This window comes from Nonomuraea sp. NPDC002799, from assembly GCF_053592075.1.
Genome location: NZ_JBSFVA010000026.1, coordinates 52,442 through 74,006, shown reverse-complemented (window position 1 = coordinate 74,006; position 21,565 = coordinate 52,442). Strand labels below are relative to the sequence as shown.

At 69.8% G+C, this 21,565-nt stretch carries 23 protein-coding genes; 19 read left to right on the top strand and 4 right to left on the bottom strand.

The window, feature by feature from the left end:
* The first annotated feature begins 12 nt into the window (after positions 1 to 12).
* The 9 genes from ACWD0F_RS35710 to rfbD all read left to right on the top strand — a co-directional run bounded on the left by ACWD0F_RS35710 (position 13) and on the right by rfbD (position 7,634).
* Positions 13 to 483, top strand: a complete 471-nt coding sequence (locus ACWD0F_RS35710) for a GNAT family N-acetyltransferase (RefSeq protein WP_449883854.1) — start codon at positions 13 to 15, stop codon at positions 481 to 483.
* Positions 484 to 599: 116 nt separating this feature from the next.
* Positions 600 to 977, top strand: coding sequence for a hypothetical protein (locus tag ACWD0F_RS35705; protein WP_449883852.1), 378 nt, complete (start codon positions 600 to 602; stop codon positions 975 to 977).
* Positions 978 to 1,014: 37 nt separating this feature from the next.
* Positions 1,015 to 1,887, top strand: a complete 873-nt coding sequence (locus ACWD0F_RS35700) for a DMT family transporter (protein WP_449883849.1) — start codon at positions 1,015 to 1,017, stop codon at positions 1,885 to 1,887.
* Positions 1,884 to 2,516: a GntR family transcriptional regulator gene (locus ACWD0F_RS35695; protein WP_449883846.1), complete on the top strand. Its 633-nt coding sequence runs from the start codon at positions 1,884 to 1,886 to the stop codon at positions 2,514 to 2,516. The genes ACWD0F_RS35700 and ACWD0F_RS35695 overlap by 4 nt, the downstream gene beginning before the upstream one ends.
* A gap of 112 nt (positions 2,517 to 2,628) precedes the next feature.
* Positions 2,629 to 2,979: a hypothetical protein gene (locus tag ACWD0F_RS35690; RefSeq protein WP_449883843.1), complete on the top strand. Its 351-nt coding sequence runs from the start codon at positions 2,629 to 2,631 to the stop codon at positions 2,977 to 2,979.
* 267 nt (positions 2,980 to 3,246) lie between these two features.
* The gene (locus tag ACWD0F_RS35685) at positions 3,247 to 4,701 is read left to right on the top strand and encodes a sugar transferase (RefSeq protein ID WP_449883840.1); all 1,455 of its coding nucleotides are present in this window, start codon (positions 3,247 to 3,249) and stop codon (positions 4,699 to 4,701) included.
* A gap of 2 nt (positions 4,702 to 4,703) precedes the next feature.
* The gene (locus tag ACWD0F_RS35680) at positions 4,704 to 5,771 is read left to right on the top strand and encodes a glucose-1-phosphate thymidylyltransferase (RefSeq protein WP_449883838.1); all 1,068 of its coding nucleotides are present in this window, start codon (positions 4,704 to 4,706) and stop codon (positions 5,769 to 5,771) included.
* Complete coding sequence (rfbB, locus tag ACWD0F_RS35675) at positions 5,768 to 6,694, top strand: dTDP-glucose 4,6-dehydratase (RefSeq protein ID WP_449883835.1); 927 nt, start codon at positions 5,768 to 5,770, stop codon at positions 6,692 to 6,694. Before ACWD0F_RS35680 ends, rfbB begins: the two co-directional genes overlap by 4 nt.
* 34 nt (positions 6,695 to 6,728) lie before the next feature.
* The gene (gene rfbD, locus ACWD0F_RS35670) at positions 6,729 to 7,634 is read left to right on the top strand and encodes a dTDP-4-dehydrorhamnose reductase (RefSeq protein ID WP_449883832.1); all 906 of its coding nucleotides are present in this window, start codon (positions 6,729 to 6,731) and stop codon (positions 7,632 to 7,634) included.
* Here the strand turns inward: rfbD and ACWD0F_RS35665 are convergent.
* Positions 7,616 to 8,194 (bottom strand): dTDP-4-dehydrorhamnose 3,5-epimerase family protein, encoded by a 579-nt coding sequence (locus tag ACWD0F_RS35665; RefSeq protein WP_449883829.1) that lies wholly within the window; start codon positions 8,192 to 8,194, stop codon positions 7,616 to 7,618. The genes rfbD and ACWD0F_RS35665 overlap by 19 nt on opposite strands.
* A 55-nt stretch (positions 8,195 to 8,249) precedes the next feature.
* Here ACWD0F_RS35665 and ACWD0F_RS35660 point away from each other — a divergent pair, with 55 nt between their 5' ends.
* Genes ACWD0F_RS35660 through ACWD0F_RS35620 form a run of 9 tightly spaced genes read left to right on the top strand, consistent with a single transcriptional unit; the run spans position 8,250 to position 17,393 of the window.
* Positions 8,250 to 9,149, top strand: coding sequence for a hypothetical protein (locus ACWD0F_RS35660; RefSeq protein ID WP_449883827.1), 900 nt, complete (start codon positions 8,250 to 8,252; stop codon positions 9,147 to 9,149).
* Positions 9,150 to 10,358 (top strand): methyltransferase domain-containing protein, encoded by a 1,209-nt coding sequence (locus ACWD0F_RS35655; protein ID WP_449883824.1) that lies wholly within the window; start codon positions 9,150 to 9,152, stop codon positions 10,356 to 10,358.
* Positions 10,355 to 11,131, top strand: a complete 777-nt coding sequence (locus tag ACWD0F_RS35650) for a glucose-1-phosphate cytidylyltransferase (protein WP_449883822.1) — start codon at positions 10,355 to 10,357, stop codon at positions 11,129 to 11,131. The genes ACWD0F_RS35655 and ACWD0F_RS35650 overlap by 4 nt, the downstream gene beginning before the upstream one ends.
* Positions 11,119 to 11,775, top strand: a complete 657-nt coding sequence (locus ACWD0F_RS35645) for a PIG-L deacetylase family protein (RefSeq protein ID WP_449883820.1) — start codon at positions 11,119 to 11,121, stop codon at positions 11,773 to 11,775. Before ACWD0F_RS35650 ends, ACWD0F_RS35645 begins: the two co-directional genes overlap by 13 nt.
* Position 11,776: 1 nt before the next feature.
* Positions 11,777 to 12,796, top strand: coding sequence for an NAD-dependent epimerase/dehydratase family protein (locus ACWD0F_RS35640; protein WP_449883817.1), 1,020 nt, complete (start codon positions 11,777 to 11,779; stop codon positions 12,794 to 12,796).
* Between the two features lie 11 nt (positions 12,797 to 12,807).
* Positions 12,808 to 14,055: a DUF4910 domain-containing protein gene (locus ACWD0F_RS35635; RefSeq protein WP_449883815.1), complete on the top strand. Its 1,248-nt coding sequence runs from the start codon at positions 12,808 to 12,810 to the stop codon at positions 14,053 to 14,055.
* Positions 14,055 to 15,041, top strand: a complete 987-nt coding sequence (locus ACWD0F_RS35630; protein WP_449884058.1) for a hypothetical protein — start codon at positions 14,055 to 14,057, stop codon at positions 15,039 to 15,041. The genes ACWD0F_RS35635 and ACWD0F_RS35630 overlap by 1 nt, the downstream gene beginning before the upstream one ends.
* A 13-nt stretch (positions 15,042 to 15,054) precedes the next feature.
* Positions 15,055 to 16,521, top strand: coding sequence for an oligosaccharide flippase family protein (locus tag ACWD0F_RS35625; protein ID WP_449883812.1), 1,467 nt, complete (start codon positions 15,055 to 15,057; stop codon positions 16,519 to 16,521).
* A complete protein-coding gene (locus tag ACWD0F_RS35620) occupies positions 16,518 to 17,393 on the top strand; it encodes a glycosyltransferase family A protein (protein ID WP_449883809.1) in 876 nt (291 codons plus the stop codon). The genes ACWD0F_RS35625 and ACWD0F_RS35620 overlap by 4 nt, the downstream gene beginning before the upstream one ends.
* Positions 17,394 to 17,395: 2 nt before the next feature.
* On the opposite strand, the gene ACWD0F_RS35615 is transcribed toward ACWD0F_RS35620, so the two are convergent.
* Entirely contained in the window at positions 17,396 to 18,202 is an 807-nt protein-coding gene (locus ACWD0F_RS35615) for a 2OG-Fe(II) oxygenase (protein ID WP_449883807.1), read from the bottom strand.
* Between the two features lie 164 nt (positions 18,203 to 18,366).
* Entirely contained in the window at positions 18,367 to 19,533 is a 1,167-nt protein-coding gene (locus tag ACWD0F_RS35610) for an acyltransferase family protein (RefSeq protein ID WP_449883805.1), read from the bottom strand.
* Positions 19,534 to 19,718: 185 nt separating this feature from the next.
* On the opposite strand from ACWD0F_RS35610, the gene ACWD0F_RS35605 reads away from it, so the two are divergent.
* Positions 19,719 to 20,618 (top strand): hypothetical protein, encoded by a 900-nt coding sequence (locus ACWD0F_RS35605; RefSeq protein WP_449883803.1) that lies wholly within the window; start codon positions 19,719 to 19,721, stop codon positions 20,616 to 20,618.
* Positions 20,619 to 20,630: 12 nt separating this feature from the next.
* Here ACWD0F_RS35605 and ACWD0F_RS35600 read toward each other — a convergent pair whose 3' ends face one another.
* A complete protein-coding gene (locus ACWD0F_RS35600; protein WP_449883800.1) occupies positions 20,631 to 21,506 on the bottom strand; it encodes a DUF6492 family protein in 876 nt (291 codons plus the stop codon).
* Between the last annotated feature and the right edge of the window lie 59 nt (positions 21,507 to 21,565).

Sequence of the window (21,565 nt, the reverse complement as noted above, 5' to 3'; positions counted from 1 at the left end):
CGGGAGATTCGCTTGAGGGAGTGGCGCGAGGACGACGCGCCCATGGTGCTGCACGCGTTCCGGTCGCCGGACCTGCGGACGCAGGCGTCGTGGCCCATCGTGTCCCTGAAGGACGCCGAGGGGTGGATCGCCTCGTGGGCGGGTGTCGGCCATGCCTTCGCCGTGACCGTCGACGAGGTCGTCGTGGGCAACGTCGCGGTGGCCCGGATCGACGGGCACGGCAACGGGTGGGTGTCCTACTGGGTGGTGCCCGAGGCCCGGGGCCGGGGCGTCGCCGTGGCGGCGACGGAGAGCCTGACCCGGTGGGCGTTCGAGGAGCGCGGGCTGCACCGGCTGGAGCTGGGGCATCGTACGAACAATGCGGCTTCGTGCAAGGTGGCGACCAAGGCCGGGTTCCTGGCCGAGGGGATCGAGCGCGGGAAGCTGTCCTACGGCGGCGTCCGCTACGACGTGGAGCGGCACGCGCGCCTGGCCACCGACTGAGCCGGCAGGCGCTGTGCTCGGTCACGGCCGGCTGGGACGGCGGGCGGTGTGGCCGGTTGGCCACCGACTGAGACGTTCGCTGGTCTGTGGGCCGGTGACTGATCTACCCTTTCGGGGTGGACAGCGAGAGCCTGGCCGCGGCCGGGTTGCTGGCAGCCCTGAGCCGGGCGTCGGAGATCCTCGCGGAGTTACGTCACCCCTTCGTACGAAGCGAGCGCTTCTCCTATTTCCTCCCGCCCGCCGGCGCGCGCACGGGCTCCATCTTCATGCTCCCCGACGGCAGAGAAGTGCGCTTCGAGGTGTCGATCACGGCGTCCGCCGGCGCCTTCCACGTGACGGGAGCGATCACCGCCGAGGACGACACGCTCCTTGAGCTGCCCCGCAAGACCGTCTCGAGCATCGAGGACGGCCTCGCCGTGCTGGACGACTACGCCGGAGAGGTGGCCGCTCCGGCCGCGCGGATGATCGACCAGCTCCTGGATGAGATTGCCTAGTTGTCAGACACGGTCTAGTTGTCAGACAATGTCCATTATGAGAAATGGTCCGCTCGCCGTCGTCGGCGCGTCCGCGCTCTGGGGCACGGCCGGCACGGCGGGGCTGCTCGTCTCCGCCGACTCCGTGGCCCTGGCCGCCGCCCGGCTGGTCCTCGGCGGCGCCGCGCTCGCACTCTTCGCCGGTGCGGGCGTCAGGTCGGCGGTCAGGCCGTCGCTGCTGCTGGCCGCCGTCGCCGTGGCCGCCTACCAGCTCTGCTTCTTCGCCGCGATCAGCCGTACCGGCGTGGCCATCGGCACCGTGGTCGCGATCGGCAGCGGGCCCGTCTTCACCGGGCTGCTGTCCTGGTCGCTGCACCGCCGCCGGCCGAGCGGGCGGTGGGCGGCAGGCACCACGGCGGCCATCTGCGGCTGCGCGGCGCTGATCGTCGGAGGTGGGGCGCAGGCGGGCGGGCAGATGGTGTCGGGGATCCTGTTCGCCCTGGCCGGCGGGGTGCTGTACGCCTTCTACGCCGTCACCGCGGCCGAGGCGATCGGCAAGGGGGCCAGGTCGGAGGCGGTGATGGGGGTGCTGTTCGGCGGAGCGGCGCTGATCATGCTGCCCGTCCTGCTGGCGGGCGGGGTCGGCTGGCTGGCCGAGCCGCGCGGGTTGCTCGCCGTCCTCTACCTCGGGCTCGGCACCACCGCCCTGTCCTACTTCCTGTACGGCCGGGGCCTGCGCACCACCCCCGTCGCCACGGCCGCCACGCTCGCCCTGACCGAACCGGGTGTCGCGGCGCTGCTCGGCCTGGTGGTGCTGGGAGAGCGGTTGTCCCCGATCTCGATCGCGGGGCTGGTGATGCTGGCGTTGAGCCTCGTCGCGGTGGCCGTACCGGAACGGACACCGGAAATCGCACTAGAGTCACAGCCGTGACGTTGCCGCTCAGACCCGTCTCCACCGTCGGCGCGCTCGCCGACGCCCTGCGCGGCCGGGTGCTCTCCGGCGAGATCGAGCCGGGCACCTCGCTGCCCGAGCAGGAGATCGCCGCGTCGTACGGCGTCGCCCGGCCGACCGTGCGGGAGGCCCTGGCGATGCTGGTGCACGAGGGGCTGCTCAGGCGGGAGCGCAACCGCAGCGCTTATGTCCCTGAGGTGACGCTCGCCGATCTCGCCGATCTCATGTACGTCCGGCGGCCCTTGGAGGACCTGATGGCGCGGGCCATGACCGGGCGGCGGGCCCCCGGGGCGGACGCCGCGCTGGACCGGATGGCCGCCGTGCCCGCCGACGCGCCGTGGTCGGAGGCCGTGGGTGAGCACATGGCGCTGCACCAGGCGCTGATCGAGGCGGTCGGCAGCCCCCGGCTCGAACGGCTCTACGGCACCCTGGCGGCCGAGACCCGGCTCGGGCTGGTACGGCTGCGGGAGGTCTACACGGACCGGGACGTGCTGGTGCGCGAGCACCGGGAGTTGCTGGACGCGATCGCCGATGGGCCGGAGGACGCGGCGCGGGCGGCGGTGGCGGCGCATCTCGGCCACACCTGGGGCGGCGACGCCCAGGCTTGAGGTGGCGGAAGGTTGCTCCACAGGTGGGCGGGAGGCGAAGCTGAGCTGGTGATGTGCACCATTGTGTGCGAACCCTTGCGGGACAGCCCCGGAACTCGCAAGAATCGCGCCCATGCACGGCAATGCGATGCCGGACTCCTACGTGTATGTCACGGAAGAGGGCGTCACTCGTCACTATGCGGACGGTAGCGTCGAGGCCCTCGCCTGGGAGGACGTGGTGGAGGTCCGTGTTGTCACCGAATCAGGGGAAGACGTCCTCTATATTCTGCTCGACCGCGACGGCGAAAATTGCGTGGTCCCGCGTTCCGCCACCGACGCCACCTTCCTCGCCCGCCTGCGCTATCTGCCGGATTTCGACCTCGATCGACTGACGCTGGCCGCCGACTCCACCCACGACGGGGTTGTGGTCGTCTGGCGCAGCCCCGATCCGCCGTCCGCATTGCCGGACCTGGAGTATGACTAGCAACGTCATAAACCGGCAACCTGGCGAAACTTCGCCGTAAACCTCACATTTTCTCTCCGGGGCGCGGCACTTGTGGATCGTTCCGTCAACCCCCATCAGCGCCCGACAATCGTCCAGTTGTGGACATTTGACGTTATTCCCCGAGCTGGACTGGATCTTTAGTCTTTAGTGGGGGCCGCCGCCCTTGATTCTTCGTGGGACTTGTCAACCCATGTGGCACAAGGAACGTCAAGTTATCGCGGTGCACAGAGTTGTCAGGGTGGTGCTATGAGGGTGGGGACAGGGGAGTCCGCTGTCGTGCTCCTTGAGGCCGTGCCACGTCGTGCGTCCAGCATCTGGACGAGGGCGTACTTACGGCTTCTGTTATGCGGGGACACGATGGGCGCACTGTTCGCGTGTGTCTGCGTGCTGGGGATCAGGTTGATCGCCGGCGCGTTCATTCCACTGGTCGAGTTCGTGCTCGGATTCGGCCTCGTCATCGCCTGGCCCATCGCGTTGATGATGGGCGGCGCGTACCGTCAGCGCGCCAACGGCGAAGGAACGGAGGAGTTCAAAGCGGTCTTCAACGGCGGCGTCGGCCTGATGGCCACGGTCGCCATCATGGCCTATGCCACACAGACGGCGATCGCCCGGAGTTTCGTGATGGCGATGTTGCCGCTGGCGCTGGCGGCCACGCTCTACTACCGCTACAAGATGCGCAAACGGCTGCACCGAAGGAGAGCGGTGGGCGACTACATGCGGCAGGTGATCGCGGTAGGGCATCGGGAGTCGATCCTCAACCTGGTGGTGCAGTTCAGGCGTCAGCCGTACCACGGAATGCAGGTGGTGGGAGCCTGCCTTCCGGAGAGCGCGATGGACGTCGATCTCGACGGGATTCCCGTGCTGGGGTCGTTCGGCGACGTGGCCACCGTGGTCAAGCGCCAGGCGGCCGACGCCGTGGCCGTGCTGGCCTGTCCCGAGCTGGACGGGGCCGCGCTGCGGCGGCTGGCCTGGAGTCTGGAGACGGCCCGTACCGATCTTTTCGTGGCCCCCGCGCTCATGGACGTGGCGGGGCCGCGCATCAGCATCAAGCCGGTCGCGGGCATGCCGCTCCTGCACGTGGAGCATCCCGAGTTCGACGGGACCAAGCAGCTCGTGAAGACGGTGTTCGACCGCCTGGTCGCGGCGGCCGCGCTGCTGCTCCTGGCTTTTCCGCTGCTGGCCATCTCCGTGGTGATCCGCCTCACCAGCAGGGGGCCGGCGCTGTTCTACCAGACCAGGGTCGGCAGAAGCGGCAGAGCATTCCGTGTCGTGAAATTTCGGACGATGGTGGTGGACGCGGAGCGGCTCAAGGGCGCGCTGCTCGATGCGAACGAGTTCGACGGCGTGCTCTTCAAAATTAGGAACGATCCAAGGATCACCCGCGTGGGCGCGCTCCTGCGGAAATACTCGCTCGACGAGCTGCCTCAGCTCCTGAACGTCGTCCGTGGCGAGATGTCCTTGGTCGGCCCGCGCCCGCCGCTGCCCGAAGAGGTCGGCAAGTACGGCGCCGACGTCCGCCGCCGCCTGGTGGTCAAACCGGGCATGACCGGCCTCTGGCAGGTCAGCGGCCGCTCCGATCTGACGTGGGAGGAGTCCATCCGCCTCGACCTGCGTTACGTGGAGAACTGGTCGCTCATTCTCGACCTGCAGATTCTCTGGAAGACCTGGTCCGTAGTCACCCGTGGAGAAGGGGCGTACTAGCGGTGAAAGCACTCGTGCTCGCCGGGGGGTCGGGCACACGGCTCCGGCCGATCACGCACACGTCGGCCAAACAACTGGTGCCGGTCGCCAACAAACCGGTCCTGTTCTACGGTTTGGAGGCGATCGCGGCGGCCGGGATCCGGGAGCTGGGGCTGGTCGTGGGGGACACCCAGGCGGAGATCGAGTCCGCCGTGGGAGACGGCTCGGCGTTCGGGCTGCAGGTGACCTACCTGCGGCAGGAGGCGCCGCTCGGTCTCGCTCATGGCGTGCTGATCGCCCGCGAATACCTGGGCGACGACGACTTCGTCATGTACCTGGGCGACAACTTCGTCGTCGGCGGCATCAGCGGCCTGGTGGACCGGTTCGCCCGCGATCGGCCGGCCGCCCAGATCATGCTCACCAAGGTCGGCGATCCACGCCAGTTCGGGGTCGCCGAGCTTGACGCGAAGGGGCGCGTCGTCGGCCTGGAGGAGAAACCGGACCGGCCCAAGAGCGACCTGGCCCTGGTCGGGGTCTACCTGTTCAGCCCGGCCATCCACGCGGCGGTGGCGGAGCTCAAGCCGTCGGGGCGGGGCGAGCTGGAGATCACCGACGCGATCCAGTGGCTGATCGAGGAGGGGTTGCGCGTCGAGTCCTCGGTGATCTCCGGCTACTGGAAGGACACCGGCAACGTCACCGACATGCTGGAGGTCAACCGGCTGGTCCTGGAGTCGGTCGAGCCCCGGGTGGGGGGCCTGGTGGACGAGGCCAGCGAGCTCGTCGGCCGGGTCGTCGTCGAGCGCGGCGCCGTGGTCGAGCGCTCCAGGATCGTCGGCCCGGCCATCATCGGCGCGGGCGCCCGCATTCAGGACAGCTACGTCGGTCCCTTCACCTCCATCGGCGCCGCCTGCGCCGTCACCGACAGCGAGATCGAGTATTCGATCGTGCTGCCGAGGGCCTCCATCGCCGGAGTGGGCCGCATCGAGTCGTCGCTGATCGGCCACGACGTCGAGGTCACCCCGGCGCCCAACACGCCCAAAGCCCACCGCCTCGTGCTGGGCGATCACAGCAAGGTACAGATCAGTTCATGACAAGAATCCTGGTGACGGGTGGCGCCGGCTTCATCGGCTCGCACTTCGTCCGTGGTCTGCACGACGCGTACGTCACCGTGCTGGACAAGCTGACCTACGCCGGCGACCGCGCCAACCTCGACGGGGTCCGGCACGAGTTCACGCACGGCGACATCTGTGACGCCGAGCTGCTGCGCACGGTCGTGCCCGGCCACGACCTCGTGGTCAACTTCGCCGCCGAGTCGCACGTCGACCGGTCGATCGAGGGCGCGGCCGAGTTCATGCGCAGCAATGTGCTCGGCGTCCAGACGTTGTTGCAGGCGTGCCTGGAGGCGGAGATCCCGAAGGTGGTCCAGGTGTCCACCGACGAGGTCTACGGCTCGATCGACATCGGCTCGTGGGACGAGGCCGCGCCGCTGCGGCCCCGTTCGCCGTACGCGGCCTCGAAGGCGGGCGGCGACCTGATCGCCCGCGCGTACGCGATCACCCACGGCCTCAACGTGTCGATCACCCGGTGCGGCAACAACTACGGGCCCCGGCAGTACCCCGAGAAGGTCATCCCGCTCTTCATCACGAACCTGCTCCTCGGCCGGAAGGTCCCGCTGTACGGCGACGGGGGCAACGTGCGGGACTGGATCCACGTCGAGGACCACTGCGCGGGCATCCGGCTGGTCGCGGAGAAGGGCGAGCCCGGCGAGGTCTACCACATCGCGGGCACGGCCGAGCTGACCAACAAGGAGCTCACCACGCGCCTGCTCGAAGCCTGCGGCCGGGACTGGGACCACGTCGAGTACGTCGAGGACCGCAAGGGCCACGACCGCAGGTACTCGCTGGACGACGCCAAGCTGCGGGCGCTCGGCTACCGGCCGGAGATCCCGTTCGAGCAGGGACTGAAGGACACCGTCCGCTGGTACGCCGAGCACCGGGACTGGTGGGCGAGATGAGCCGCGCACCACGTCCGTTATGCCAGGAGGGGTCATGAGGTGGCTCATCACGGGGGCGGGCGGCATGCTGGCCGCCGACGTTCTCGACCGGACGGCGCTGACCGGCGAGCCCGTGCTCGCGCTCGGCCGGTCAGAGCTGGACTTGTGCGACAAACGCGCGGTACGCGACTTCGTCTCCGCCTACCGGCCCCGCGTGGTGATCAACTGCGCGGGCTGGACCGCCGTGGACGCCGCCGAGGCGCACGAGGCCGAGGCACTGGCGATCAACGGGCACGCGGTGCACTGGCTGGCCGAGGCCTGCGACCTGGCCGGGGCGCGGCTGCTGCACGTCTCCACCGACTACGTCTTCGACGGGACCGGCGCGGGGCCTTACCCGGAGGACGCGCCCACGGGGCCGGTCAACGCGTATGGCAGGACCAAGCTGGCGGGGGAGCGCGCGGCGCTGGAGCACGGGCACTACGCGGTGCGCACCGCCTGGTTGTACGGCGCGTCCGGCGCCAACTTCGTGCGCACCATGATCAGGCTGGCCGGGGAGCGGCCCGCCCTCGACGTGGTGGACGACCAGCGCGGGCAGCCGACGTGGACGGCCGACCTGGCCGACTTCCTGGTCCGGCTGGCGCAGTCGGACCAGCCGCCCGGTGTCTACCACGGCACCAGCTCGGGTGAGACGACGTGGTGCGGGTTCGCCAAGGAGATCTTCACGCTGCTGGGGATGGACGCCGGCCGGGTGCGTCCCGTGCCCGGCAGCACCCTGCGCCGCCCGGCCGTCCGGCCCGCCAACAGCGTGCTCGCGCACACCCGCTGGGAGCCGATCAGGCACTGGCAGGAGGCCCTGCACGCGGCCTGGCCGGTCATGAGCACGGTCATGAGCACGGGCATGAGCACGGGCACGAGCACGGCCACGAGCACGAAGGCGGGCCCTCAATGCAGCGTGGCGTAGAACTCCTGGCAGGTCCGGTAGTCCGGCAGCAGCCCGGCCAGGTGCGCCTCCTCCAGGGTCGGCGCCTTGGCGTCCTTCTCCGACAGCAGGGGCGCGACGCCGGACGGCCAGCCGATCGAGAGCGCCGGGTCCAGCGGGTGGATCCCGTGCTCGCCGCCCGGGTTGTACGGCTGCGAGCACAGGTAGACGACCGTGGCCTGCTCGCTCAGCGCCATGAACCCGTGGCCGAGACCTTCGGCGATGAGGACGGCGCCCCTCGTCTCGTCGTCCAGTGTCACCGCCTCCCAGCGGCCGAAGGTGGGGGAGCCGACCCGGACGTCCACGATCACGTCCATGACGCTGCCGGACACGCACATCACGTACTTCGCCTGGCCGGGCGGGACGGCGGCGAAGTGCACGCCGCGCAGCACGCCGGCCCGCGAGACGGAGCAGTTGACCTGGGCGATGTCCACCCTGTGCGGCAGCTCGGCCGCGCGGAAGGCCTCCAGGAAGCTGCCACGGGGATCGGCGTGCACGCGTGGTGTGCACAACCACGAGCCTGCGATCGAGAGGGCATCCATGATCGCAGCATGCCAGAACTTATCCGATAAATAGCCAACCGAGAGGGAATGTTTGATGATGACCGCCGTCTTCTCCAACAGCGGCGTCGATGACGAAACGCGCCGCGACCTGCTCTTCCAGGGTGAGGTGTTCGTCTATTCGGCCTCGCCGGCCACGACGGAGCTGATCGGCTTCGCCAGGGAGCTGATCGCCGAGGCGTTCGGCGGGCTGGACCCGGAGACCGCGCAGCACGAGATGCCCGTCGACGAGTTCGCCACGTTGCTCGCCGACCTCAAGCCCCGGTTCATCCACCACCCCAGGTGCAAGGAGCTGCTGCCGGCCGTCGTCGAGGAGCGCGGCTGCGACCTCGGTGAGACCTACTTCGACGTGCCGAGGCTGCGGACGTCCACCTCCAACGACTACCTGGTCAACGGCATCTCCTACGCCTTCCACCCGCACCGCGACTGCTGGTACTCGGCGCCGTTCAACCAGGTCAACTGGTGGATCCCGATCTTCCAGGTGGTCCCGGAGAACGTCATGGCCTTCCATCCGCGTTACTTCGACCAGCCGGTGCGCAACAGCAGCGAGGTCTACGACTACGCCGAGTGGAGCCGGACGAGCCGGCAGAGCGCGGCCGCCCACGTGCGCAGCGACACCCGCGTGCAGCCCAGGCCGGAGGAGCCGATCGAGCTGGAGCCGCAGGTCCGGGTGGTGCCGGAGGCCGGCGGGACGCTCATGTTCTCCGGCGCGCAGCTCCATTCGACCGTGCCGAACACCTCGGGCCGGACCAGGTTCAGCATCGACTTCCGCACCGTGCACATCGGCGACGTGCGCGCCCGCCGCGGGGCCGCGAACGTGGACGCCGCCTGCCGGGGCACGACGCTGCGCGACTTCGTGCGCTGTAACGATCTTGCCCCGATGCCCGAAGATCTCGCGCTGGCGTACGAGGCCGCGGCCCTGGCTGGAGTGAGCTGAATGACCATCTGCCGACTGTGCGGTAGCGACGGGCTCGCCGGGGTCGTCGACCTCGGCGCGACCCCGCCGTGCGAGCTGTTCCTGACCGCGGCGCAGCTCGACGAGCCCGAGCCCACCTATCCGCTGCACCTGCGGGTCTGCGTGAACTGCTGGCTGGCCCAGCTCCCGCCGCTGATCACGCCGGAGGAGACGTTCACCGAATACGCCTACTTCTCCTCCTACTCGACCTCCTGGGTCGAGCACGCGCGGCGGTTCGTGGACGGCGCGGGGCTGGATCCCGGCTCGTTCGTGGTGGAGGTGGCCAGCAACGACGGCTACCTGCTCCAGCACGTGGTCGAGCGCGGGGTGCGCTGCCTGGGCATCGAGCCGTCCGCCAACGTCGGCAAGGCCGCCATCGACAAGGGCGTGCCGACGCTCACGGAGTTTCTCTCTCCGCAGACCGGGCGGCGGGTGCGGGCCGAGCACGGGCCCGCCGACCTGGTGGTGGCCAACAACGTGTACGCGCACATCCCGGACGTCGTCGGCTTCACCCAGGGCCTGCGGGCGCTGGTGGCCGACGACGGGCGGGTCTCCATCGAGGTGCAGCACCTGCTGACGCTGATGGAGCTCAACCAGTTCGACACGATCTACCACGAGCACTTCCAGTACTACACGGTGGCCTCGGCGCAGCGCGCGCTGGCGAGCGGCGGCCTGCATCTCGTCGACGTCGAGCTGCTGCCGACGCACGGCGGGTCGATCCGGTTGTGGGCGCAGCCGGGCGAGGCGCCGCTGTCGCAGCGCGCCCTCGACGTGCTGGCCAGGGAGAAGGCGGCCGGGCTGCACGAGTTGTCGGGCTACCAGGACTTCGCGGCGCGGGTGGCCAAGGTGCGGCGGGACCTGCTGAGGTTTCTCATCGACGCGGCCGACGCCGGGAAGAGCGTGGTCGGGTACGGCGCCCCGGGCAAGGGGAACACCCTGCTGAACCACTGCGGGATCAGGCCCGACCTGCTGGCGTACACGGTGGATCGTAATCCGTACAAGCACGGCAGGTTCGCGCCCGGCTCGCGGATCCCGATCTTCGCGCCCGAGCGCATCGCCGAGGACCGGCCCGACTACGTGCTGCTGCTGCCGTGGAATCTCCGTGACGAGCTGGTCGAGCAGCTCTCGTACGTCCGTGAGTGGGGCGGCCGGCTGGTCGTCCCCATCCCGAGTCTGGAGGTCGTCGCATGAAGGTCGTCCTGTTCTGCGGCGGGCGCGGCACCAGGATGCGCAGTGAGGCGCCCGGCGGGGACATGCCCAAGCCGATGCAGCTCGTCGGCCCGCGCCCGCTGGTCTGGCATGTCATGCGCTACTACGCGCACTTCGGGCACAAGGAGTTCGTTCTGTGCCTGGGGTACGGCGCGCAGCACATCAAGGATTTCTTCCTGACCTACCAGGAGACGGCGTCGAACGACTTCGTCCTGCGCGACGGGGAAGTCGAGCTGCTGTCCGCCGACATCTCGGACTGGCAGGTGTCGCTGATCGACACCGGGCTGGACTCCCCGATCGGTGAGCGGTTACGCAGGGCCCGGCCGTACCTGGGCGACGACGAGATGTTCCTGGCCAACTACGCCGACGTGCTCACCGACGCGCCGCTGCCCGACATCATCGACCGTTTCGCCGCCTCCGGCGCCGGCGCCTCGATGATGGTGGTCCCGCCGACCAACACCTTCCACGTCGTCGACGTCAGCGAGGGCGGGCTCGTCGGCGGCATCACCCCGGTCAGCGAGATGCCGCTCTGGGTCAACGGCGGCTTCTTCGTGTTGCGCCAGGAGGTCTTCGACCACATCCCCGAGAACGGCGACCTGGTCGCGGACGGCTGCGCCGAGCTGGCCAAGCAGGGCCGGCTGCTGGCCTATCCGCACCGCGGCTACTGGCGGCCGAGCGACACCGTCAACCAGCGCCTGGAGCTGGATCGTTCCTGGTCGAGAGGCGAGCGGCCCTGGGCGCTGTGGGAGGCGTGATCGGGCTGCGGCCTGGCAGGCGGGACGCGGTGGTCGCGCTCGGCGCGCACTGCGACGACATCGCGATCGGGGCCGGCGCGAGCCTGCTCACGATCTGCCGCGCGTGTCCCGGGCTGAAGGTGCACGCGCTGGTGTTGTCGGGCGGCGGGACCGAGCGCGAGGCGGAGGAGCTGGCGGCGCTGGCGGCGTTCTGCCCCGGCGCCGACCTGGACCTCACCGTGCTCAAGCTGCCCGACGGGCGGCTGCCCGCGCACTGGGACGAGGCCAAGAACGCCCTGGAGGACCTGCGGGCCAGGACGCGGCCCGACCTGATCCTCGCCCCGTGGACCGGCGACGCCCACCAGGACCACCACGGCCTGGCCAGGCTCGTGCCCACGGTCTGGCGCGACCACCTGACGCTCGGCTACGAGATCGTCAAGTGGGACGGCGACCTCGGCCGTCCCTCGGTCTACCAGCCGCTGGCCGGCGAGGTGGCCGAGGCCAAGGTGGCGCTGCTGCAGGAGCACTACCCCTCGCAGCGGCACCGCCCCTGGTACGACCGGGAAGCCTTCCTCGGCCTCGCGCGCATCCGCGGCATCGAGTGTGGCGCCAGGTACGCCGAGGCCTTCCACGTGAGCAAGCTGACCATTGATCTAGGAGGCTGACATGCGAATCCTTCTGACCGGGCACCAGGGCTATCTGGGCAGCGTGATGGCCCCCGTGCTGGCCGCGGCCGGGCACGAGGTGATCGGCCTCGACTCGGGCCTGTTCGCCGACTGCGTGCTCGGCCCTATGCCGGACGATCCGCCCGGCGAGCGGGCAGACCTGCGGGACGTGCCGGCCGAGCTGCTGCGCGGCGTGGACGCCGTCGCGCATCTGGCCGCCCTGTCGAACGACCCGCTCGGGTCGCTCGCCCCCGACCTGACCTACGACATCAACCACCACGCCTCGGTGCGCCTGGCCAGGCTCGCCAGGGACGCCGGCGTGCGCAGGTTCGTCTACGCCTCCACCTGCTCGGTGTACGGCGCCTCCGGCGGCGACGACCTGGTGGACGAGGACGCGCCGCTGAAGCCCGTGACCCCGTACGCGGAGTCGAAGGTCAGGGTGGAGGACGATCTCGTGGGCCTGGCCGACGGGGACTTCTCGCCGGTGTTCATGCGCAACGCGACCGCGTTCGGGTTCTCCCCGCGCTTACGGGCCGACATCGTGCTGAACAACCTGGCGGGGCACGCCGTGCTCTCCGGCCAGGTGCTCGTGCTGTCCGACGGCACCCCCTGGCGTCCGCTGGTGCACGCCGAGGACATCGCCGAGGCGTTCCTGCGGGCCATCGAGGCGCCGCGCGAGGCGGTGCACAACCAGGCGTTCAACGTGGGCGCCGAGCGCAACAACGTGACGGTGGCCGAGATCGCGAACGAGGTCGTCACGGCGGTGCCGGGGGCCGAGCTGCTGATCACCGGTGAGGCCGGCAGCGATCCGCGCTCCTACCGGGTGGACTTCTCCCGGATCAGGGCGGCGCTGCCCGGCTACGACGCCGCGTGGACGGTCAAGGCCGGCGCGGACGAGCTGGTCGCGGCCTACCGCACGTATGGGCTGACCAAGCACGACTTCGAGCGGCGCTTCACCCGGCTGGCCCGGCTGGCCGACCGTCAGCAGGCCGGCACGATCGGCGGCGATCTGCGCGCATGAGGGGTGCTGAGATGCACGCGCTCGTCGAGCGGCTCTATCCGATCTGCCGGAGCATCACCGGAGACGGTGTGCGGCGGACGCTGGAGATCGTCGGCGAGCACGTGCCGCTGACGGTCACCGAGGTGCCGACCGGGACCGAGGCGCTCGACTGGAACGTGCCGATGGAGTGGAACGTCCGCGACGCCTACGTCAAGGACGCCTCCGGGCGGCGGGTGATCGACTTTCAGGCGTCGAACCTGCACGTGGTGGGCTACAGCGTGCCGGTGTCGGGGACGTACACGCTGGAGGAGTTGCGGCCGCACCTGCACACGCTGCCCGATCAGCCGGACCTCGTCCCCTACCGGACCAGCTACTACGAGCGGACCTGGGGCTTCTGCCTCAGTCAGCACACCCTCGACGGGCTCGGCGAGGGCCCGTACGAGGTGCTGATCGACGCCACGCTGGCGGACGGTTCGCTGACCATCGCCGAGCACGTCGTGCCGGGCAGGCTGCCCGACGAGGTGGTCATCTCGTGTCACGTGTGCCATCCGTCGCTGGCCAACGACAACCTCGCGGGCGTCGCGGTGGCGGTGGCGCTGGCGCGGCGGTTGCGGGAGCCGCGCTACACCTACCGGTTCCTGTTCATGCCGGGCACGATCGGGGCGATCACCTGGCTGGCGCTCAACCGGGAGCGGGTGCACCTGGTCGCGGCCGGGCTCACGCTGGCGTGCGCGGGGGATCCGGGCGCGATGACATACAAGCGGAGCAGGCGCGGTGACGCCGAGATCGACCGCGCCGTCACGTACGTGCTGCGCGACCGGCCGCACAGCGTGCTGGATTTCTCGCCCTACGGCTACGACGAGCGGCAGTTCTGCTCGCCGGGCTTCAACCTCCCGTTCGGCAGCCTGACGAGGACGCCGTACGCGGGATACCCGGAATATCACACGTCGGGGGATAACCCGGGATTCGTCACGCCGGCCGCCCTGGAGGACACGCTCGACGTCCTCCACCAGGTCGTCGGCGTGCTGGACGGCAATCGCACCTATCTCAACCTCAGCCCGTACGGGGAGCCGCAGCTCGGCCGGCGCGGACTCTACGAATCTCTTGGCGGAAGGAGTGACACGAAAGAGGCCCAGATGGCGATGTTATGGGTGTTGAACCTGTCCGACGGGGAGCACAGCCTGCTTGACATCGCCAGACGATCCGAGCTGCCTTTCGCCGCTGTGAGAGGGGCGGCGGAGGCACTGCTGTCCGCCGGACTGGTTAAGGAGAAGACGTGATGGACCTCAGGGTCGGAGACGTCGTGGAAGTGCGCGAAGAAGCCGAGATCCTGGCCACGCTGGACGAGCGTGGCGAGCTTGACGGGCTTCCGTTCATGCCGGAGATGTTGTCCTTCTGCGGGCGGCGGATGACGGTGCACAAGGTGGCGCACAAGGCGTGCGACACGATCAGCCACGGCCGCATGCGCCGCATGGAGCGTGCGGTGCACCTGACCGGGGCCCGCTGCGACGGCTCCGCCCACGGCGGATGCCAGACGGCCTGCTCGCTCTACTGGAAGACCGCCTGGCTCAGGAAGATCACCGAGGTGCCGGCGCCGCCGGGGCCGGCCCGCGAGCTGCTGCCGCTGCTGCGGGTCAACGCCCGCAAGCCGCCGGGGCCCGAGGGCGAGGAGCGCTTCGCCTGCCAGGCCACCGAGCTGCACCGGGCGACGCCGACCTGCGTGCCGCTGAAGGACGTCCGGCAGTACGTCACCGACGTGCGGACCGGCAACGCGGGCGTGCTGAAGACGCTGCGCGGCCTGCTCTTCGCCGTCTTCAACCGGTACCAGTCGATCAGCCGACGGGTGCTGCCCCGATGGTTGCGGATCAGGGACGGGCTGAAGTGGGGCTGGGTGCCGGCCGGAAAGCCGGGCAAGACCCCGACGGGCACGCTCGATTTGCAACCCGGCGAGCTGGTGCGGATCAAGTCGCGGCAGGAGATCGTCGCGACCCTCAACCACGACCGGCTCAACAGAGGGTTGGGCTTCGAGGAGGAGATGGCCCGGCACTGCGGCAGGACCGCCAGAGTGGTGGCCCGCGTCGAGCGCTGCGTGGACGAGCGCACAGGCGAGCTGCTGCAGATGAAGAACCCCTGTATCGCTCTGGAGTCGGTGTTCTGCGAGGGGGCGTACAGCGTCAACTGCCCCCGCGAGTTCGTCCCGTTCTGGCGGGAGATCTGGCTGGAGCGCGTCGAGGAGCCCGGCTCCGTCGAGGAGTCCGTCTCCTAAGGAAAGGTACGGAATGGACCGTGTGCACGACGCCGAGCAGCAGATCGGCTCCCTCGGCAAGTTAGCCGAGCGCGGGTTGCGCTGGGGGTTGCTGGGCAACCTCGTCACGAAGGCCGGCTCGTTCGCGATGGGGCTGATCCTGGCCCGGTTGCTCGCGCCGGGCGACTTCGGCGTCTACGCGGTCGCGCTGGCGGCCACGGCGTTCGTCATGTCGGTCAAGGATCTGGGCATCATGGTCGCCACCATCCAGTGGCGCGGCAAGCTGGAGGAGATGGCGCCGACGGCCACGGTGCTCTCGTTCCTGTCGGCCATGGGCCTGTACCTGGTGTTCTGGTGGGGCGCGCCGGCCTTCGCCGAGTTGGCCGGCACGCCCCAGGCCGCGCCCGTGGTGCGGCTGCTGACCGCGGTGATCCTCGTCGAGGGCTTCACCGCGGTGCGGGCGGCGACCCTGATCCGCCGGTTCGAGCAGGGCAAGCTGACCATGGCCATCGGGGCCGGCTTCGCGGTCAACGCGGTGGTCGCGATCCTGCTGGCCGCGAACGGCGCCGGCGCGTTCAGCTTCGCCTTCGGTCAGGTCGCGCAGTCCGTGGTGACCGGCGTGCTCATCTTCTTCGCCGCCAAGCTGCCGGTGCGGCTCGGCCTGGACCGGCCGATCGCCGTCAAGTTGCTGAAGTTCGGGTTGCCGTCGGCGGCCGGGATCGGGCTGGAGACGGTCCTGCTCAACGCCGGCTACATCGTGGTGGGCGACATCCTCGGACATGTCTGGCTGGGGTTCTACCTGCTGGCGTTCAACATGTCGAGCTGGGTGCCCGGCCTGATCGGCCAGGCCGTGCGCAACGTCACCATCCCCGGCTTCTCGCGGCTGGCCGAGCACACCTCCGACGCGCTGTCGGAGGGCGTGCGCCGCGCGGCGCCCATGCTGCTGACGGCCATCCTGCCGATCGCGGTCGTCATGTCCGTGCTGGCGCACCCGCTCGTGTCGTTCCTGTACGGCGAGAAGTGGGACCAGGCCGCCGGCGTGCTGCGCTGGCTGGCACTCGTCATGGTGACCAGGATGTTGCTCTCGCTGGCACTCGACATCCTGTCCGGCAAGGGCGACACCAGGGCCACCATGTGGATGAACCTCTGCTACGGCGCCGCCCTCATCCCCGCGCTGATCGTCGGCACGCACCTGCAGGGCATCCGCGGGGCCGCGATCGGCCAGATGGCGGCCGGCCTGCTCGTGGCGCTGCCGGTGGCGGCGTACTTCCTGCACCGGGCCGGCGTGCGGCTGGCCCCGGTGCTGCCCACCCTCGTCCGGCCGCTGCTGGCCGCGCTCGTCGCGGCCTTCGTGACGGAGCTGGCCGCCCAGGGGGTGACCGGTCCGCCCCTGCTCCAGCTGTTCGCCGCGGGCAGCGCCGGCCTGATCGTCTATCTGCTGCTGGTCGTGCCGCGTGCGCAGGCCAGGCAGCTCCTCCTGCGGAGAAAGGAAGCCCGTTGAACCCCGATGCGCTGGTCTCGATCGGCCTGCCCACCTACAACGGCGGCGGCCACGTGGCCAAGACCGTCCTGTCGGTGCTGGCCCAGGACCACGGGAACCTGGAGCTGATCATCTGCGACAACGCCTCCACGGACGACACCGAGGAGGTCTGCCGCGACCTCGCGGCCACCTACGACCAGATCATCTACCACCGGCAGCCGGAGAACATCGGGCCCATCGCCAACTTCACCACCGCGCTCCGGCTGGCCAGGGGGGAGTTCTTCCGGTGGATCGGCGACGACGACACGCTCGCGCCGCACTGCGTCTCCCGCTCCCTGGTGGAGTTCGCCAAGGACGACAGGCTCGTGCTGGTCACCGCGCAGACCTCGTACACCGCCGAAGGCGTCACCAGGACCGGCCACTACGAGGGCACCGCGCTGAACTCCGACGACCCCGCCGAGCGCTTCGCCGAGATGTTACGCCTGCTCACCGAGAGCTACATCCTCATGGATCCCCTGTACGGCGTGCACCGCACGGCCGCCGCGCGCGGCGTGCCCCGCCCGGTCATGGTGCGCGAGGACGAGATCGCCGCCGCCCGGCACGCCCTGTCGGGACCCTGGGCCCACGTGCCCGAGGTGCTCTCGCACCGCACCTGGGTCGACGCGAGCCCGGTGAAGATGAGCGGCCGGCTGGAGCTGCCCGCCTGGCGCGGCTACTTCGCCACGCTCATCCAGGCCCGCGCGCTGCTCGGCATCCTCGACGAGAGCGACCTCACCGCCGGCCAGCGGCGCCGGGCCCGCGCGGCGGTCTTCAAGCTCTACCGCACGCGCCAGACCCGCCTGGCCGCCAGAGGCGGGCGAAAGCTCGCCCGCCTGGCCGGCCTGAGCCGCTGAGCCTATCTGCCGCGCCGCCCGGCCAGCTCGACCAGCGCCGGCGGCGTCCACCGCTTGAGCACCTGGCGCAGGTTGCTCTTGTACCGTTCCCCCGGACGCTGCTTGAACAGCGTCGTGTGCTCGTCGCCGATCTCCTCGTCGGGCCGGCCGTTGGAGTAGTAGTAGAGCGCCATCGACCGGCGGGCCCGCTCGGGCGGGCAGGTCAGCGGGTCGGGATGCCCGTGGTTGGCGTCGTCGGTGGTGGCGAAGAGCACGAAGCGGTTGAACACCGGCAGCACCGCGTGCTCGCACGTGCTCATGTCCTGGTTCCACAGTTGCAGGTGGCCGCCGTAGCTCTCGTCCCAGTCCTTGTTGAGGTAGAGCAGGCCGTTGAGCCGGCGGTCGAGCTCTAACCGGCGGTGCCGGTTGAAGTCGGCGTGCACCTTCAGGAACCCGCCGGACCTGATCTGGTGCAGCCCGCCGCCCTCCAGATGCGGGTCGGCCACGAGCCGCTCGATGCCGGTCAGCCGCTCCAGGAACTCGATGAAGACCTGCCCGTTGAACTCCGCCAGCAGGTGCCGCGTCGCCGGGCCCATCTGCTCGGTGTCCTGCAGGGCGAGTTTCACTTCTTTGGCGCTGTCGAACTGCTGCCAGCTCGCGTCCTTCGGCTCCGGAAACTCCCCGAGCACGGGTTCGAGAACGTTTTCCGGCAGGAAGTCATCGATTACCACGTGCCGGAACGGCGACGCGGTCAGAAACTTCGGCGCCAGGCTGTCGGCGAGCGGGAACAGTTCGTCACGGCGGAACGTGAACTGCTGAACTTCCTGCATTTTCGACTCCATCTGCTTGTGTGGCCCATAGTGGTAATCGCAAAACCCGACCCCATTTGTTACACAAACATGGCGGTGTGTCAGCCGAGCTGGGCGGGTGGTCACGGGGCCTGCCCGGCCGCGCCGCCGTGGATATTCGAAACTGTTCCTGAAACGCCTTCGCGCTATTTCGGCTGTCCGTCCGGCGGCCGAGCGCGGCGAATGGCGGCGTATTTCCCGGCCGCCGCCGCACGCAGTGCGCCGAACGTCCTGTTATTGGTGAACGGCAGCTCGAACACCGCCGCGAACAACCGCGCGAGCACCAGCGCCATGGGCACGATCACGGCCAGCGCGACCAGGAACGCCGGGATTCCCGGCGCCATTCTGGGGGCGATCAGCAGCGCGTGCGCGCTCACCACGATCGGCGCGTGGATGAGGTAGAGGCTGTAGGAGAACGAGCCGAGACTCCTGATCGGCGGGGTGTCCAGCAGCCACACCACCGGCGCGGGCCGCCCGGTCGCCACCGCCGCCAGCAGCAGCACGGTCGCCGGGCCGATCGCCAGGTCCACCCAGTAGAGGTGGCCGATCGTCCACTCCGAGCCGTTGACCACGATCAGCACGATCACCGGCGCCAGGGCCGCGAGGGCCAGCCACTGCAGGGGGAGCCGCCGCCGCAGCCGGACCACGCCCGCGCCCGCCATGCCGAGCGCGAACAGCGCGGCGAACTGGGGAGTGAGCCGCATCAGCTCGCCCACGAGCGGCACCCCCTGGGCGAGCAGCCCGAGGCCCACCACGACCGCGGTCACCGCGCCCACCATGACGACCGCGCCGGCCCGGCGCAACAACAGCAACAACAGCGGGAAGACGAAGTAGAGCTGGGCCTCCACGGCGATCGACCAGAGCGCGCCGTTGGGGCTCGGGCTGCCGAAGACGTCCTGCAGGAGCAGCCCATAGATGAGGACGGACTTACCCGTGGGCACGCCCTCTCCCGGCTGGGGCACCAGCGTCCAGGCGATCACCAGGCTGATGGCGACCGCGGCCCAGTACGGCGGCAGGATCCGCCACGCGCGGCGCTGCGCGAACCGGCTCAGGGAGCCCAGCCGCCAGCCGGCGCGAGCCGGTGAGATCGCCAGCGAGAAACCGGACAACACGATGAACACCACCACCGCGAAGTGCCCGTAGAGCATCCAGCTCGCCCAGCCAGGCCCGGTGTCCCGGGGGAAACCGGGAAACGACAGCAGCCAGAGATGGTGGAACACCACGAAAAGCGCAGCTAGACCGCGTATTCCGTCCAGACCGGCCAGCCTGCGGCGGTCGATGGTGGCCGTCTGGACCATTTCAGCCGACTTCATGCACTGGCACCCCCGTGTCCGGCCCCTAGGTCTATCGTCAGGACCGGCGCGGACGTAACAGGTAAGTCGTTTTTTCAGATGAAGAGTTGTGCCATAGGCGACATGAACCCTGTACAGCATGCCGGGGGAATGTTAATTTTCGCACATTCGTACAGGTCGAAATATACTCAGGGGGCGGGGACGTCTTGGAGTTCTGGAAAACCGTCTTCGACCTGGCCAGACACAAGTTCATCGGTCCACCGATCCTGGCGGCCGCCGTGCTGGCGGGTCTCGTGGCTTTCCTCATCGTGCCCGCTCACTACACGGCCAATGTGGTGCTGCTGCTCGCCGGGCCGGGCAACACGCAGCCGGCGGCGGGAGAGCCCGTGTCGGCGGCCGGGCGGACCAATCCGCTGCTGCAGGACAACGCCGGGTTGCGGACCACGGCGGCGGCGTTGATCCTCGCGACCGGCACACCCGAGGTGCTGGCCGAGCTCGGCGCGCCCAAGGACGGGCCGAGCACGCTCACCATCGACGACGGCGGCACCAACCAGGCCCTGTTCGGCAGCGGTGGACCGTTCCTTTCGATCACGGTGGACAGCCCCACCGAGCGCAGCGCGCGGGAGCTGGTGCTGCGGGCGCAGAAACGAGTCAAGGACGATCTGGCCGCCCGGCAGAAGGAGCTGGGGGCGCCGCAGATCCTTTACATCTCGCTGGTCAACGTCACACCGCCGTCGACGCCCGAGGAGCAGATCGGCGACAAGGTGCAGACCGCGATGATCATCTCCGTGCTCATGGTGTTCGCCGGGTTCAGCCTGGCGTACGCGTGGCAGCGCAGGCGAGCGCGGATCCGGGTGGCCGCGGCGCCCACGGAGAACGCCCGGACCGAGGCCGTGGACACCGTGGCGCCCGCACCGGAGAGCGAGCCGGTGCCCGTTGTTCCCCAGGAGCCGGCCGCGGAGGAGCCGGAGGACGCCACCGACACCCAGACGTTCCGCCAGGTCAGGCCGCCGGTTGAGGTGCTGGCGGACCGGGACGACGACGACGAGGACGCCGCCGACACGCAGACGTTCCCGAAGGTCGAGATCCCGTCGCCGCGGAAGTGACCGGGCGCGCTCTCAGTGCCCGGCCACCTCGGCGCACCTGCGCACCGCCGCCTGCCGGACGGCCAGCGGCGTGTCCGACTTGGCGGAGATCATCATGCCGATGGCCCCGGGGCCCAGCCGGTCGGCGAAGGCCAGGGCCGCGTCGTGGTCGAGCGGCGTCCTGTCCCAGTAGTTGTGGCAGAGCGCCGTGTTGGCCACGGGCGGGTCGCTGAGGTAGTGGACCTCGTCGGCGTACACGCCGTACAGGATGAACTCGGAGATGTGCAGGCGCGCGGTGAAGGCGTCCAGCCAGTGGCGGCCGGTGGCCTGGCCGATCCTGGTCCGCATGGCGCGCACGACCGCCGGGTCCCAGAACGTCAGCGAGCTGACGTAGTCGTGCAGCGGCGGCGCCGGCGCGGCCGGCAGGCCGAGCAGGTCGCGGGCCACCTGGTGCCAGCGGACGTGCCGGCCCATGCCCTCGTGCACGGCGCTCTCGGCCCGGTGCAGGACCAGCCGCCCGTCAGCCCGGAACGTGTCCTCCTCCACCGGCCTGACCAGCACGATGTCGGAGTCGACGATCAGCACGGCGTCCGCCTCGATCCGGGCGGTGAGGGAGAGCTTGAGCGCCTGCTGGATCACCCAGCCGCGGATCGGCGGCCACGGGCGCAGCCGGTTGATCCACAGACCCGACCTCGGGACGCGGACGTAGCGGCGGGGCAGCAGCTCCGGCTCGCTCCAGATCCGGCAGCGGGGGCCCGCGTACCGCGCGAACAGGGCCAGGTCACCCGGCGGCACGATCACGTGATGGACGGTCTCGTCGGAGGTGTACGCGAGAACGGACGCGTGCAGCTCGGCGAAGAGGTCCGCGTCGGGGCCGAAGCTGGGCGTCACCACTGCCACCTTGGTCACGGAAGGCTTATCGCCGGAGGAGTGGTGATTCGTTACGTAACATCCGTGGCCTATTGGAA